The sequence below is a fragment of the Kribbella sp. NPDC023972 genome (assembly GCF_040639075.1).
Taxonomy (GTDB): Bacteria; Actinomycetota; Actinomycetes; order Propionibacteriales; family Kribbellaceae; genus Kribbella.
On record NZ_JBEZZH010000001.1, the window covers coordinates 46,812 to 61,337 of the forward strand.

Below are 14,526 nucleotides of genomic sequence, written 5' to 3' on the forward strand. Positions count from 1 at the left end.
CCAGGCGAGCGACAGGCTCGTCGAGCCGACCGGCAGGCTCGTCCAGGCGAGCGACAGGCTCGTCGAGCCGACCGGCAGGCTCGTCCAGGCGAGCGACAGGCTCGTCGAGCCGACCGGCAGGCTCGTCCAGGCGAGCGGCAGGCTGGTCCGGGCGAGCCGGGTGCTCCTCGGAGCTGGCGGTCGGCTGGGTGGGGTCGGCGACGTCAGGACGTGTGTCGAGGGGGGCGGCACGGTCGTCGAGTCGGTTGGCCGCCTCGCCGAACTGGGCAGCCGGCTGACCGGGGTGTGGACCTGGGCCGAGGGGGTTGGCTGGCTCGTCGAGACGGTCGGTGGGGGTTGCCGGGGTGCGCGCGGGGTTAGCAGGTGGGTTGGCGTCGTCAGGACGTGTGTCGAGGCGGGCGGCCGGGGCGCCGAGCCGATCGGCTGGGTTGGCGAAGTCGCCGATCTGGCGGAGCTGGGGACCTGGGTCGACGGGGGTGGCAGGGGCGTCGAGGTGGTCGGTGGAGGTTGCGGGGGTGCTCGCCGGGTTGGCGGGGTGAGCAGGTAGCTCGGACGGCTCGGGGGGCGCGTCGAGGTTGGATGGCTCGGTGGCCGCGGCGGGGGCGAAGGGGGACGGGCCGGTGAAGGAGGCTGGTTCGTCTTCTTCGTCAGTGGGGTCGGGTTCTACGACGGCGGCGATTTCCGCCGTCGGCGCGTCGTCGTCGGCGGTCGGAGGTGAGGCGTGCGCGGGAGGGGTGGCTGCGGGCGCGGGGAGGCTGGCGTCCGACGCAGGCGCGGGAAAGGTGGCTGCGGGCGCGGGAACGCTGATCTCCGACGCAGGCGCGGAAGGGCTGGTGGCCGACGTCGGCGTGGGAAGGGTGGCTGCGGCGGCGGGAGGGGTGGCCGCCGGTGCCGGGCCGCGTGTGGTGGGCGCTTGGTTGGAGGTCGGGATGGTGGGGTTTTCGACCCATTCGCCGTTGATCCAGGCACCGCCTACCCATTCGCGGTCCGGTTGCGCGGGTGCGGTGTCGTCGGCGAAGGGGTTGTATTCGCTCGTGGCGTCCCGGTCGGACCAGGCCGGTTGTTCGGCGGTCTCCCAGTCCTGCTCGTCGGCGGGAGGGTCCTGTTGGTACGCCGCCGCGGCCGGAGCGTCGGCGAACAGGCTCGCGTAGAAGTCCTCGCCGTCGTGCACCCCACCGCCGACGCGGGGCGGCTCCGAGGACGGCAGCGAGCCGTACGGGAGGCCCACTCCGATCTCGCCCTCGGGCAGATAGGTGCCCGGCGCCGGCCCGCCACCCTGGAAGCCGACCGGAGCGGACGCCCCGGCAGCAGACGAGGGAGCAGGCGGAGCGGACCCGTCATCCTGCTTGCGTCGCCGCAGCCAGCCCTGCTTCTTCTCCACGACGCCGTACTCGTCCTGGACAGGCCGAGCCGGCCGGTACGGCGTCTGTTCGTAGTGCGGCTCCGGCGCGACGGTGACCGACTCGTCGATCGGCTGCCCGGTGAACGGGCTGATACCGGGCGGAACGACGTACGACTCCTCGTCCTCCGGGCCCTCGGGTGCTCCAATCACGAGATCTTCAACGACCGAGACCTCGGCTGTGTCAGGGTCGTCTGCCAACTGTTCGCCGATTGCAAGGTTGAAGTCCGCCGCCGCGGCCACGCCGGCCGGCAGATCCGGCTGCACCGGCGAGCGCGGATCGATCCCGAACCGGTCGAAGAACTCCCCCAGCGCCTCGGCCGTGATCCCGGACTGCCCGGCCGTCCGGATCAGTTGCACGCCGAACGGCAACAGCTCGTCCAGCCCGCCGAGGTAGTCGCACCACTCGGCGACCCACTCGATCATCTCGCCGGCGGCTTCCTCGTCCGACGTGATCCACTGGCCGATCGGCGCGAACCCGTCGTCGAGCGGCTGCCACGGATCTCCCGGGTACGACGCCCGCGCCCAGGTGCCGTTGAACGCGCCGTACACGAAGCCCAGCTCGCCCGAGGAGATCAGCCGCCGCACCTCCGGCTGCCCGATCCAGTCCGGCGACCCCGCCAGCAGGTCGGCCCCGGCGGTCCGGCTGTGCTGGGTGTGGAACCCGAACAGCACCGCCCGCCCGCCGTCGAGCCGGGCCATCCGCAGGAACGACGCAGTCTCGTCCTGATGGTGGTACCCCGTCTCGTCGGCGTACCAGCGCCGGTCGAACCCGGTGGCATGCGCGACCGCGGCGAGCGCGACCCAGCGGGCACGCAACTCCTCCGGGTCGTCCAGGTCAACGAGCGGCATCAGGGTCTCCAGAGCATTGGAATCCAGGGCCAGAACGCTACCCGAGCCCCCGGACACTGACCACTCAGCTGTCCACAGGCTCCAGGATGGCGACGCATTCGATGTGGTGGGTCATGCCGAAGAGGTCGAAGGCCCGCAGCGACGCGATGCCGTACCCGAGGCCCGCAAAGGACTTCAGGTCCCGCGCCAGCGCCGCCGGGTCACACGCCACATAAGCCACTCGCCGAGGCGTCAGCGCCGCGATCCGGCGTACGACGTCCTTCCCCGCACCGGTCCGCGGTGGGTCCAGGACGACCAGGTCCACGTGCTCCAGGCCCTGCCCGACCGCAGTGTTCAGCACGCGGTCGACGTCACCCGTCTCCAGCGTCACGTCGGGCAGGTCGTGCAGGTTTCGCCGCGCGTTCCGGACCGCATCCTTGTCGCCCTCGATCGCCAGCACCGGGCACCCGGCCTCAGCCAGGAACGCGGCGAACAGCCCGACACCCGAGTAGAGGTCGAGCGCCGTCTCCCCCGCCGCCGGCTCCAGTCCACTCAGGACGGCGTCCACCAGCGTCTCGGGCGCGGCAGGGTGCACCTGCCAGAATCCATCGGCCTCCACCCGGAATCGCCGACCCCGCACGACCTCCACCACACGCCCACCGGGTGCCTCGTCAGTCAGTACGGCGGTCTTGCCCTCAGACGACACCACAGCCTGCACCGACGTGACATCAGGCCACCGCTGTCCCAGCACGTCCGGACTGTCCGGGTGCGCGATCAGGCACTTGTCGATCTGGATCAGGTTGTGCGACCGGTGCGCGTACATCCCGGGCCGCCCGTCCACCACGGCGTACCGCATCCGGGTCCGCCAGCCGAGGCCGTCGTCCCCAGGCGACTCCATCACCACGGTGCGCTCGATCCCGCCGATGCGCCGCAGCGTGTCCGACACCACGGTGGCCTTCAGCCGCCGCTGCTCCACGATGTTGGCGTGCTGGAAGTCACAGCCTCCGCACAACCCCGGCCCGGCGTACGGGCAGGGCGGATCGATCCGCTGCGGTGACGGCGTGAGGACCTGTACGGCGTCGGCCCGCAGGTACTTCGCGTTCTGCTCGGTGATGCGGGCGTGCACGAGCTCACCCGGCAACGCGTGCCGGACGAAGACGACCTGCCCTTCGTACCGGGCCACGCAGTGTCCCCCGTGTGCTACCGGCCCTACTTCGAGCTCGACTACCGTCCCGACGATGTTCTCGTCTGTCACCGATCTCCTGACGCCTTGCGGGCTCCACGCCGTACCTGGCCTGCCACCCGTTCCTCCCGGTCCTGCCGTTCCTCGGCCACCTGCGATGAGATCAGCTGGTAAGGAACCGACGTAACCATGACACCAGGTGTGAACAAGAGGCGCCCCTTGAGCCGCAGGGCGCTCTGGTTGTGCAGGATGTGCTCCCACCAGTGGCCGACGACGTACTCGGGGATGTAGACCATCACCACGTCCCGCGGCGACTGCCGCCGGATGTCCCGGACGTACTGCAGGATCGGCCGGGTGATCTCCCGGTACGGCGAGGCCAGCCGCTTCAGCGGAACGGGGATCTCCCGGCGATCCCACTCGGCCTGCAGCGCCTCCGATTCCTCCCGGTCGACGTCGACCGTCACCGCCTCGAGCGTGTACGGCCGGGCCGCCTTGGCAAAGGCGAGCGCCCGCAGGGTCGGCTTGTGCAGCTTCGACACCAACACGATCGAGTGCACCCGCGACGGCAGCGTCAGATGCTCGTCGCCCTCGACCGCCATCTGCTTGGCGACCGCCTGGTAGTGCCGCCGGATGCCTTTCATCATCAAGAAGAGCACCGCCATCGCGATGATCGCGATGTAGGCGCCGTGGGTGAACTTCGTGATCAGCACGATCACCAGCACGACGCCGGTCATGGTCAGGCCGATCGTGTTGATGATCCGGGACCGGTACATCTGCCGCCGCCTGGCCCCGTCGGTCTCGGTCTTCAGCAGCCGGGTCCAGTGCCGGACCATGCCGATCTGGCTGATCGTGAACGAGACGAACACGCCGACGATGTAGAGCTGGATCAGCCGGGTCACCTCGGCGTCGAAGGCGACGATCAGGAAGATCGCGAACCCGGCCAGGAGGATGATGCCGTTGCTGAACGCGAGCCGGTCGCCCCGGGTGTGCAGCTGCCGCGGCAGGTACCCGTCCCGGGCCAGGATCGAGCCGAGCACCGGGAAGCCGTTGAACGCGGTGTTCGCGGCCAGCACCAGGATCACGCCGGTGGCCGCGGCGACCAGGTAGAAACCAGGCGAGAAGTGGTCGAAGATCCCCTTCGCCAGCTGACCGATGACCGGGTCCTGGTGGTAGCCCGGCCCGAGCGGTACGCCGTTCTGCTGCAACTGGGTCGCCGGGTCCTCCGCGAACCGCACCTTCATCACGTTGGCCAGCGCCACGACGCTGATCATCATCGCGATCGAGATACCGCCGAGCAGCAGCAAGGTGGTCGCCGCGTTCTTGCTCTTCGGCTTCTTGAACGCCGGCACACCGTTGCTGATCGCCTCGACACCGGTCAGCGCCGCACACCCGGACGAGAAGGCCCGCAGGACCAGGAACCCCATCGCCAGGCCGCCGGCCCCCTGGACGAACGGGTCCTCGGCGACGAGGTCGAAGGACGCCGTCTCGGCGCTCGGCAGGGTCCCGAACACCAACCGGCCGAAACCGAAGGCGGCCATCCCGAGGATGGTGACCATGAAGATGTACGTCGGTACGGCGAACGCCGCGCCGGATTCGCGGATACCGCGCAGGTTCATCGTGGTCAGGAACAGCACCGCGATCACCGCGGCGGTGACCTGGTGACCTTCCAGCGCCGGGATCGCCGAGGCGGCGTACTGAGCGGCTGACGAGATCGACACCGCCACGGTCAGCACATAGTCGACCAGGAGCGCGCTGGCCACGGTCAGGCCGGCCGTCGGCCCGAGGTTCACGTTCGCCACTTCGTAGTCGCCGCCGCCCGACGGGTAGGCGTGCACGTTCTGCCGGTACGACGCCACCACCACGAGCATCACCAGTGCGACGACGATGGCGACCTTCCACGAGATCGTCAGCGCGGTCAGGCCGGCCAGCGACAGGGTCAGGAAGATCTCGTCGGGCGCGTAGGCGACCGATGACAGGGCGTCGCTGGCGAAGACCGGCAGAGCGATGCGCTTGGGCAGCAGCGTCTCACCGAGCTGGGTGCTGCGCAGCTTGCGCCCGAGCAGCAGCCGTTTGCCGATATCGCCGAGAGCGGGAGTCACACCGGTGATGTTAGAGGGAGGCCAGGTCTGGTGATGCTAGAGGGAGCCCGGGTCCGGTGATGTCGGCGGGAGCCCCGGTGCGGTGTAGCGTCTATCCCTGCCGAACCGATGCCAGTGGCCCCGAGGCCGGGGCAAGGAGTGAAACCGAGTGCACGTCGTCATCATGGGCTGCGGCCGTGTCGGGTCGACGCTCGCGCGGACCCTGGAGAAGCGCGGCCACACCGTCGCGATCATCGACCAGGCGGGCGACTCGTTCCGCCGGCTGAGCCCCAACTTCACCGGCCGGACCATCACCGGCATGGGCTTCGACCGGGAGATCCTGATCGAGGCCGGGATCGAAGCGGCCGAGGCGTTCGCCGCCGTCTCGAACGGCGACAACTCCAACATCCTGGCCGCCCGGGTGGCCCGGGAGAACTTCGGGGTCAGCAACGTGGTCGCCCGCATCTACGACCCGGGCCGCGCCGAGGTGTACCAGCGGCTCGGCATCCCGACTGTCGGCACGGTGCGCTGGACCGTCGACCAGATGATGCGCCGGCTGCTGCCGGAGGGTTCCGAGCCGGAGTGGCGCGACCCGTCCGGCACGGTCCGGCTGGCTGAGGTGCACGTGCACTCCGGCTGGGTCGGCCGGCCCGCGTTCGACATCGAGAAGGCCACCGGCGCCCGGGTCGCGTTCCTGACCCGGCTCGGCGAGGGGCTGCTGCCCAAGGCCGACACGGTCATCCAGGAGGGTGACCTTGTCCACGTGGTGATGCTGGAACGGGACGTCGTCGCGATCGAGTCCCAACTCGGCACCGAGCCTGAGGAGCTGTGATGCGGGTAGCCATCGCCGGCGCCGGTAACGTCGGCCGCTCGATCGCCGCCGAACTGCTTGAGAACGGCCACGAGGTGCTGCTGATCGACAAGGATCCCCGGGCGATCAAGGCCGAGTCGGTGCCGCGGGCCGAGTGGCTGCTCGCGGACGCCTGCGAGCTGTCCTCGCTGGAGGAGGCCGCGCTGCAGCGTTGCCAGGTGGCGATCGCCAGCACCGGTGACGACAAGACCAACCTGGTCGTCTCGCTGCTCGCCAAGACCGAGTTCGGCGTTCCCCGGACCGTTGCCCGGGTCAACCATCCGCGGAACGAGTGGATGTTCAACGAGGCCTGGGGTGTGGACGTCTCGGTGTCCACCCCGCGGATCATGTCCGCCCTGGTCGAGGAGGCCGTCTCGGTCGGCGACCTGGTCCGGCTGTTCACCTTCCGCCAGGGCGACGCGAACCTGGTCGAGCTGACTCTGCCCGAGGACTCCCCGATGATCGGTCAGCGGGTCGGCGACGTCGACTGGCCGCTCGACACCGCCTTGGTCGTCATCCTGCGCGAGGGCCGCGTACTGCGCCCGGACCCGGAAGGCACCCTGGAGCTGAACGACGAGCTCCTCTTCGTCGCGGCGGACGAGACCGAGGAACAACTCGAGGACATGCTCTCCCCCCACCACCGCAAAGCGCAGTGAAGTGCAGAGCCCGGGCCTGATGGCACGGGCTCTTCTTACTTCTTGTTCCCGCGGAGCAGGTGCGTGACGTGGTCGCGGGCCTCGTCCCATTTGTCCGGTGGCAGTGATCCGCGCAGTACGGCGTACGCAAGCCAGAGCGCGAGGGCGTAGAACGGGAGTCCCAGGCCGATCTTCGCGATGCCGAGCGCGTTCAGGCTGCCGGTGAAGTACAGCGGCACCTGCACGATCAGGCGGATCGCGAACAGGCCGACGAACACCATCGTGGCCCGCGAGAAACCTCTCAGCATGGCTGGGTCCCGCCGCCAGGCGGTGCCGGTCTGCGTGATCACGCCGTACAGGACGCCGAACAGCGGCCAGCGGATGAGCACGGTGATCAGGTAGAGCGTGCCGTAGCCCAGGTTGGTCAGCAGGCCCGGGACGTAGAAGTCCTTGGCGTTCCCGGTGCGGTTCGCGACCCAGGCGGAGATCAGGACGCCGACGAAACCGCCGAAGACGTTGCGCAGCGGCTGCCGGCGGATCAGGCGCAGCAGGGCGATCGCCGCGGCGCCCCCGATCGCCACCATCAGCGCCAGCCGCAGATTGTGGTCGGTGGCCGCGTAGACGATCAGGAACGCGATCCAGGGCAGGCCGATGTCGAGCAGCGCACCCCAACCGCCGAGCGCGTGGAAGAAGTCCTTGTCGCTGGACGGCGACTTCTTCTTCTCCTCGTCGCTGGTCAGCTCCGCCTCGGCGGCTTCCACCTCCGGACGCAGCATCTCGACGAGGTGCTCGTCGAGATGTTCGTCCAGTTTCCGGCGCGGGCCGGTCTCGGCCTGCTGGTCGTCGTCGACCTGGTCGTCGTCGACCTGGTCGCGGCGCGGCTCAGCCATGCGCGGCCTGCGGACGCAGCTCGTACCGCGGGTTGAACATCACCCGGTCGCCGTCGACGACACCGATCCGCCCGGAGGCGATCAGCTCCGACCCGGGGTGGATCCCGGCGATCTGGCGCCGGCCGAGCCAGATCAGCTTGACCGTACCGGTTCCGTCGTACAACTCACCCTCCAAGGCAGGTACGCCGCCGCGCGGGCTGAACGTGATGGTGCGCAGCGTGCCGAACAGGGTGACCAGCTCCCGGTCGTGGCAGCCGGTGATCGACCGCGCACCACAGTCCTGCGCGAAGTCCTGGAGGACTTCGGCGTCCTGCTGCTCGCGATCGCCGGCCAGGCCGCGGAACGCGCGCCGCCATAGCCCAGCGGGTTTGTCGCTACCCATGATTCGAGTGTAGTCCGTCAAGCCTCGGGCTCGGGCGCCGGTTGAGCGCCCGGCGGCAGCCGCAGCGGCAGCGACTCGCGCACCGCCATCGGCTCGGCGCCACGGACCACGATCGTGCTGCGCAGCGTCTCCTCCATCGGCGGCGTCGCGTCCGGCTCGACGGCGGCCCGGCCGAGCACGGTGGCCCGGAGCAGCCAGCGCGGGCCGTCCACACCGATCACCCGGGAGGTCTGGCTGAAGATCTGGCCGTCGGGGTCCTCGACCGGCACGACCAGCACCAGCTCGGTTCCGAACGGGCCCTCGGTCTCGGTCGCGGTCCCGCCCATCCGGCTCGCCTCGGCGGCAATCTCCCGGCGTACTTCGGACCAGATGCCAGCCGTCTTCGGCGCCGCGAACGCGCGCAGCTCGAGCGCGGAGTCCTCCAGCACCAGCAGGATCGCCTGCACCTGGCCGGACTGCTCGTCGACCTGCAGCCGCAGCTCCATGCCCGACTGGCCTTTGATCACGAGTGCGCCAAGGTCGATCCGGTCCTCCTCCTCGAGGAGCGCGGGGTCGACCTCAGTCGAGTCGAACGGCCCCTCCGCGCGAGGTTCCGGGGTCGCTTCCTCGTCGGCCACCAGGTCGGCGGTGGTCTCGGAGTCCTCGTTCTTGGCCTTGCGGCGGAAGATCACAGCCTTGCCTACTTCCTGATTCTCGATTCGTACAGCCGCCGTAGTCTCGCGTATCCGTCAGGTCAACGCCACGCACCTGATCAGCGTGTCACATGGCCGAAGCCGCCGGTCGAGCCGTACCCCCCGTCGCCGCGGGCCGACCCCGGCAACGTGGCAACCTCGACGAACCGCGCCTTCTCCACCCGCTGGATCACCAGCTGCGCGATCCGGTCGCCACGGCGCAGGGTGACCTCGGCGTGCGGGTCCAGATTGATCAGGCAGACCTTGATCTCGCCGCGGTACCCGGCGTCCACGGTGCCCGGTGCGTTGACGATCGACACACCGTGCTTGGCGGCGAGCCCGGAGCGCGGGTGCACGAACGCGGCGTACCCGTCCGGCAGGGCGATCGCGATCCCGGTGCCGACCAGGCCGCGCTCGCCGGGCTTCAGGGTGATGTCGCTCGCCGCGACCAGATCAGCGCCGGCGTCGCCGGGGTGCGCGTACGACGGGACAGGCAAGTCGGGGTCGAGTCGCTGGATCAGAACCTCGGTCACGGGGAGGACCCTATCGACGCGCCCGGACGGGTCACGTGCCAGGCTGGCCCTGTGGGTACCTATCGCGAACGCCTGAGCGTGCCGGTGTCTTGGTGGATCATCGCCACCGCCTTGGTTGTCACCCTGTTCGTGATCACCTACGTACCGGTGGGCGGCTTCGCCGGCGTCCTTGCCGGTGGCACCGCCGCACTCCTGCTGGTCCTCTTCTTCCTCCAGTACGGCGCCGCGCGGGTCGAGGTGGACGCGGAGCGGCTGCGAGCCGGACGGGCTGTGATCGAGCGGGTTCACCTCGGCAAGGTCGAGGCGCTGACCGGGGACGACGCGCGGCACGCGTTCGGGCGGGACTGCGATCCGAAGGCGTACCTGCTGCTGCGCAGCTACGCGCGGGGGGCGGTCCGGGTCGAAATCACCGATCCGCGCGACCCGGCGCCGTACTGGGTGATCGCCACGCGGCGCCCGGACCGGTTGGCAGCAGCCCTGACGGGGCACAGCGTGGCAAGATCCTGACTGTCGGGATTTGCGTTAGGAGGCTGCTGTGTTCGGAGCGAAGATCGGCTGGAAGCTGGTGCTGACCGCGTTCACGCTGGCCGTGGGCCTGGTCGCGAACAAGGCGGTCAGCACGGCCTGGAAGGTCGGTTCGGGCGGGAAACCGCCGAAGGACGGCCAGGGCAGTTACGCCGAGGTCGTCAGCTGGGCGGTCGCGAGCGGCGCGGCGGCGGCCGCGGCGAAGCTGTTCGCCGAGAAGCGCGCGGCGGCGTACTACCTGAAGTCGACCGGTCACGCGCCGCCGGGCTACGAGCAGGACGCCACCAGGCGCCTGGTCAAGGGCACGGACACCAGCCTGGTCAAGAAGAACGACTGAAGAAAGACCAAAGCCCGCCTCGCGCCGCTCGGCGGGGAGGTAGTGGGAGGGGCCTGGTCAAGAACGAGCTGGACTGACCGCCCAGGGGCATGGCAAGACGAGCGCGACCGACCGCCCCAGCGGGGCATGGCATGACGAGCGCGACCGACCGCCCCCTGTGGGGAAGAAAAGACGAGCGCGACCGCCCCTTCGGGGCAGGGCATGACGAGCGCGACTGACCGCCCAGGGGGCATGGCAAGACGAGCGGGACCGTCCCCAGGGCTGGGGACGGTCCCGCTCGTCATAAAGCCGAAGTAGGGCGCTGGTGTCAGGCTGCGCAGTCGCGGCAGATCAGCTGCCCGTTCTTCGTCTCAGCGAGCTGGCTGCGGTGGTGAACCAGGAAGCAGCTCGAACAGGTGAACTCGTCGGCCTGCCGCGGGAGCACCCGCACCGCCAGCTCTTCGTGGCTCAGGTCGGCACCGGGCAGCTCGAAGCTCTCGGCGGCCTCGGCCTCATCCTCGTCGACCTTGCCGGAGTTCTTGTCGTGACGGCGAGTCTTCAGTTCCTCGATCGACTCTTCGGAAGCGTCTTCGTCCGTCTTGCGCGGGGCGTCGTAATCAGTCGCCATGGTGTTTCCCTGCCCTCTTCGTACCCGTGGTGTTGCCTGCTGAGCCCTTGAACGGGTGGAGCGGCCGAGAAATTCCGCGTTGGAATCTTTCGTCCCCCGAAACCCTTGACAGCCAGGCCGGGACCGGCAACAACCGCTCCCGAGGACGGGATTGTGCCCTATGAAGGGCCCTACGCGCGCGTCAGGGTCCACCTAGCGACCCGCGTGTCGCCACAAATGTCAGGACCGAACATCAGAATGCTCATGAGTGCGCGATATTGCGCACGAACGCGCACTCAGCAACACTTACGCGCGCAAGGGGTCTGTCGCCGCCAGCAGGTCGTGGAGCGGCTCGAACAACGCCGGACTGGCCGCGATCGACATCTCCGGCGACACCGCGGCCCCGTTCAGCCCGCCGACAGCCGCGCCGGCCTCGGACGCGATCAGCGCGCCCGCGCCGTAGTCCCACGGATTCAGTCCGCGTTCGAACACCGCGTCCAGCCGGCCGCACGCGACGTAACACAGATCGATCGCGCCGACCCCGATCCGCCGGATGTCGCGGACCTTGGTGATCAGTTGCTGGATCACCTCGGCCTGCACCTGCCGGCGCGCCGGGTCGTACCCGAACCCGGTGCCGACCAGGGCGGTGCTCAGCTCGGTGCACCCCGACACCTGGATCGGCTTGCCGTCCAGGAACGCACCGCCACCCAGCGTCGCGGTGAACACCTCGCCCTTGGGCGCGTCGACGACCACACCGGCCACCGTCCGGCCGTCGTACTCCACCGCGATCGAGACGGCGTACGTCGGGATGTCGTACAGGTAGTTCACGGTGCCGTCGATCGGGTCGACGACCCAGCGGACCCCGCTGGTGCCGACCACGTCGTCACCCTCCTCGCCGAGGAACGAGTCGTCCGGCCGGGCCTGCAGGATCCGGGCCCGGATCAGCTCCTCGGACTCCCGGTCGACCGCGGTGACCACGTCGGTGACGGTGCTCTTGGTGTCGGCGACGGTGATCGTGCCGCGGCGGCGTTCGACGATCAGCCGCGCCGCCTCCTCCGCCACCTCCACAGCCAGCTTCAGCAGGTCCTGGGGGCTTTCAGTGCTCATCCACGTCCTCGCTTCGCTCCGGGCGCGCATGAGACACGGAGCGCACTGTGCCTGATGATGAACTCGGTTCGCTCGGTCATACGGCTTCCTTCGCTGGTTGAGTCGGGCGACGCAGGGGTGGGCAACAGTCGTGGCGGCAGTCGTCCCAGGCTGGGCCGAGCCTGCCGGCACACGGCCGGGCCGGCTCCTCGCCACGCTCGGCCGCGGCCCGTTCGACGACCAGGTCGCGCAGCATGGTGACGAACCGCTGGTCGGTGCCGGGCGTCGCGGCCCGGGCCATCGGCAGCCGCAGCTTCTCGGCCGTCTGCTCGGCCTCGGTGTCGAGGTCGTAGATGACCTCCATGTGGTCGCTGACGAACCCGATGGGTACGACGGCCACACCCGGTACGCCGTCCGCCGCGAGGGCCTCCAGATGGTCGTTCACGTCCGGCTCGAGCCACGGCACGTGCGGCGGGCCCGACCGGGAGCAGTAGACGAGATCGGTGCGTCGCGCCTGGCCGGTCCGCCGCTCGAGCTCGGCGCTGATCTCCGCCGCCACGTCCAGGTGCCAGTCGACGTACCCGTTGCCGTCCGGCCCGCTGGTCGCGTTCATCGCGGTCGGGATGGAGTGTGTCACGTAGGCGATCGCCGAGCCCTCGGGCAGCTCACCGAGCGCCTTCGCGGTCGACTCGACGAACGAGCCGACGAAACCGGGGTGGTTCGCGTAGTGCCGGAGCTTGTCGACCCGGGGCGCGTCCGGGACCTGCCGGGCGGCGTCCTCGAGGTTCTCCCGGTACTGCCGGCAGCCCGAGTACGACGGGTACGCCGCGGTCACGATCACCACCGCCCGGCGGATCCCGTCATCGGCCATCTGCCGCATCGTGTCGGTCAGGTACGGCGCCCAGTTCCGGTTGCCCCAGTAGATCGGCAGGTCCAGGCCGATCTCGTCGAACGACTCCCGCAAGGCCTGGAGCAGCGCGCGGTTCTGGTCGTTGATCGGGCTCCGGCCGCCGAACGCGTAGTAGTGCTCGCCGACCTCCTTCAACCGCTCGTCCGGGATCCCCCGCCCCCGCGTCACGTTCTGCAAGAACGGCAACACGTCGGCCGGCTTCTCGGGCCCCCCGAAGGACAGCAACAGCACCGCGTCGTACGGCGAAGCATCCACTGGCATGCTCCAAGTTTCTCAGTTCGGTCCAGGGCGCGGACCGCCAGGCCATCACAATCGCCCCCGCGCGGCCCGGCTGAGCGCGAGGGGCAGAGCACACCCGCGCTTGTGATGGCGTGGCGGTCCGCGCCCAGCGGTTAGGGTGTTCCCGGTCCCCATGCTCAAGCCCTACGTTCATCTCATGCGCCGTCCCGGTGCCAGTGCGTTCTGCGCCGCCGGGATCCTCGGACGTATGCCGATCTCGATGATCGGGCTCGGTATCGTCATCCTGATCGCGCAGGAGAGCGGCTCCTACGGTCTGGCCGGTGCGGTGTCGGGCGTCGCGGTCGTCGCGGGTGCGCTGACCGGCCCGATCCAGGGCCGCCTGGTGGACCGGTTCGGGCAGCGCACGCTGCTGATCATCGGTTCCGTCGCCTGCACGATCGCGCTGGCCGCGCTGCTGGTCGCCGTACGAGCCGACTCGGCCACCTGGGCGCTCTACGCGCTGTCGTTTGTTGCCGGTGGCACCCGTCCGCAGGTGGGCTCGTTCGTCCGCGCTCGCTGGACGCACCTGCTCGGCCGCGGCCGGGCGTTGCAGACCGCGTTCGCCCTCGAGGCGGTCGGCGACGAGGTCGTCTTCATCGTCGGGCCCGTCCTGGTCACGATGCTCGCCACTCAGGTCAGCCCGTATGCCGCTCTGGTCGCAGCGGGCGTACTCGGCCTGGTCGGTGGCATCTGGCTCGCACTGCTGCGCGCGTCCGATCCGCCGGGCCGAGGCAAGTCGGACGGGACCGAGCAGGCACCACTCCCCAGGGTCTCGATCCTGCTGCTCAGCCTGATCGGACTCGGTCTCGGTGCGACACTCGGTGGTACCGAGGTCATCACGGTCGCGTTCACCACCGAGAAGGGCCAGGCCGGTCTGGCCGGCGTCGTACTGGCCGTTTGGGCGTTCGGCAGCCTGCTCGCCGGTCTCTGGTACGGCTCAGTGCACTGGCGTGTGCCGGTCGAGCGCCGACTCCTGATCGGCACGATCCTGCTTGCCGTCACGCTGGCCCCACTCCCCTGGGTCGACAGCGTCTGGATGCTCGGTGTGGTCCTGTTCGGCTGCGGTATGACAATCGCGCCGACCATGGTCGCGGTGACGGCCTGCGTCGAAGAGTGGGTACCGCCGCAGCGGCTCACGGAGGCGATCACTTGGACGGTCACCGGGATCCTGCTCGGCGTCGCGCCCGGCAACGCCGCGGCCGGGCATGCTGTCGACCTGTGGGGCCCGTCCGACGCCTACTGGGTGCCCTTCTCCTTCGGCATCGCCTGTGCCCTGATCGCCGCCGTCTCCATCACCTTCGCCCGGCCCAAGACCCGCTTCGCGCATAACTAGGCTTGCAGCTCCTCTGGC

The 14,526-nt window shown here is 69.7% G+C and carries 14 protein-coding genes and 1 pseudogene; 5 read left to right on the forward strand and 10 right to left on the reverse strand.

Annotation, left to right across the window (positions count from 1 at the left end):
- The 3 genes and pseudogenes from AB0F43_RS00190 to AB0F43_RS00200 all read right to left on the reverse strand — a co-directional run.
- Positions 1-2,251: pseudogene (locus AB0F43_RS00190) on the reverse strand (hypothetical protein); the annotation flags it as partial.
- A 64-nt stretch (positions 2,252-2,315) separates the two neighbouring features.
- Positions 2,316-3,485, reverse strand: a complete 1,170-nt coding sequence (locus tag AB0F43_RS00195) for a class I SAM-dependent RNA methyltransferase (RefSeq protein WP_360468557.1) — start codon at positions 3,483-3,485, stop codon at positions 2,316-2,318.
- Positions 3,482-5,512 carry an APC family permease gene (locus AB0F43_RS00200; protein WP_360468558.1) on the reverse strand — a complete coding sequence of 677 codons (2,031 nt, stop codon included), beginning with the start codon at positions 5,510-5,512 and terminating at the stop codon, positions 3,482-3,484. The genes AB0F43_RS00195 and AB0F43_RS00200 overlap by 4 nt, the downstream gene beginning before the upstream one ends.
- 148 nt (positions 5,513-5,660) lie before the next feature.
- Between AB0F43_RS00200 and AB0F43_RS00205 the strand changes: the two genes are divergently transcribed.
- Entirely contained in the window at positions 5,661-6,323 is a 663-nt protein-coding gene (locus tag AB0F43_RS00205; protein ID WP_360468560.1) for a TrkA family potassium uptake protein, read from the forward strand.
- On the forward strand, positions 6,323-6,997 hold the full coding sequence (locus AB0F43_RS00210; protein ID WP_360468562.1) for a TrkA family potassium uptake protein: 675 nt from the start codon (positions 6,323-6,325) through the stop codon (positions 6,995-6,997). Before AB0F43_RS00205 ends, AB0F43_RS00210 begins: the two co-directional genes overlap by 1 nt.
- A gap of 35 nt (positions 6,998-7,032) precedes the next feature.
- On the opposite strand, the gene AB0F43_RS00215 is transcribed toward AB0F43_RS00210, so the two are convergent.
- The 4 genes from AB0F43_RS00215 to dut form a co-directional block, all read right to left on the reverse strand.
- Positions 7,033-7,866, reverse strand: coding sequence for a DUF3159 domain-containing protein (locus tag AB0F43_RS00215; protein ID WP_360468564.1), 834 nt, complete (start codon positions 7,864-7,866; stop codon positions 7,033-7,035).
- A complete protein-coding gene (locus tag AB0F43_RS00220; protein ID WP_360468566.1) occupies positions 7,859-8,248 on the reverse strand; it encodes an OB-fold nucleic acid binding domain-containing protein in 390 nt (129 codons plus the stop codon). Before AB0F43_RS00220 ends, AB0F43_RS00215 begins: the two co-directional genes overlap by 8 nt.
- Positions 8,249-8,265: 17 nt before the next feature.
- The gene (locus AB0F43_RS00225) at positions 8,266-8,919 is read right to left on the reverse strand and encodes a DUF3710 domain-containing protein (RefSeq protein WP_360468568.1); all 654 of its coding nucleotides are present in this window, start codon (positions 8,917-8,919) and stop codon (positions 8,266-8,268) included.
- An 80-nt stretch (positions 8,920-8,999) separates the two neighbouring features.
- Complete coding sequence (gene dut / locus AB0F43_RS00230; protein ID WP_360468570.1) at positions 9,000-9,452, reverse strand: dUTP diphosphatase; 453 nt, start codon at positions 9,450-9,452, stop codon at positions 9,000-9,002.
- Positions 9,453-9,503: 51 nt separating this feature from the next.
- Here dut and AB0F43_RS00235 point away from each other — a divergent pair, with 51 nt between their 5' ends.
- Positions 9,504-9,959: a DUF3093 domain-containing protein gene (locus AB0F43_RS00235; protein ID WP_360468572.1), complete on the forward strand. Its 456-nt coding sequence runs from the start codon at positions 9,504-9,506 to the stop codon at positions 9,957-9,959.
- Between the two features lie 28 nt (positions 9,960-9,987).
- Positions 9,988-10,314 (forward strand): DUF4235 domain-containing protein, encoded by a 327-nt coding sequence (locus AB0F43_RS00240; RefSeq protein ID WP_360468574.1) that lies wholly within the window; start codon positions 9,988-9,990, stop codon positions 10,312-10,314.
- 307 nt (positions 10,315-10,621) lie between these two features.
- Here AB0F43_RS00240 and AB0F43_RS00245 read toward each other — a convergent pair whose 3' ends face one another.
- The 3 genes from AB0F43_RS00245 to AB0F43_RS00255 form a co-directional block, all read right to left on the reverse strand.
- Positions 10,622-10,921 (reverse strand): DUF4193 domain-containing protein, encoded by a 300-nt coding sequence (locus AB0F43_RS00245; protein WP_130379292.1) that lies wholly within the window; start codon positions 10,919-10,921, stop codon positions 10,622-10,624.
- Between the two features lie 285 nt (positions 10,922-11,206).
- The gene (locus AB0F43_RS00250; RefSeq protein ID WP_360468576.1) at positions 11,207-12,007 is read right to left on the reverse strand and encodes an inositol monophosphatase family protein; all 801 of its coding nucleotides are present in this window, start codon (positions 12,005-12,007) and stop codon (positions 11,207-11,209) included.
- 76 nt (positions 12,008-12,083) lie between these two features.
- The gene (locus AB0F43_RS00255) at positions 12,084-13,157 is read right to left on the reverse strand and encodes a ferrochelatase (protein WP_360468578.1); all 1,074 of its coding nucleotides are present in this window, start codon (positions 13,155-13,157) and stop codon (positions 12,084-12,086) included.
- Positions 13,158-13,332: 175 nt separating this feature from the next.
- Between AB0F43_RS00255 and AB0F43_RS00260 the strand changes: the two genes are divergently transcribed.
- Positions 13,333-14,508, forward strand: a complete 1,176-nt coding sequence (locus tag AB0F43_RS00260; protein ID WP_360468580.1) for an MFS transporter — start codon at positions 13,333-13,335, stop codon at positions 14,506-14,508.
- Positions 14,509-14,526 lie beyond the last annotated feature (18 nt).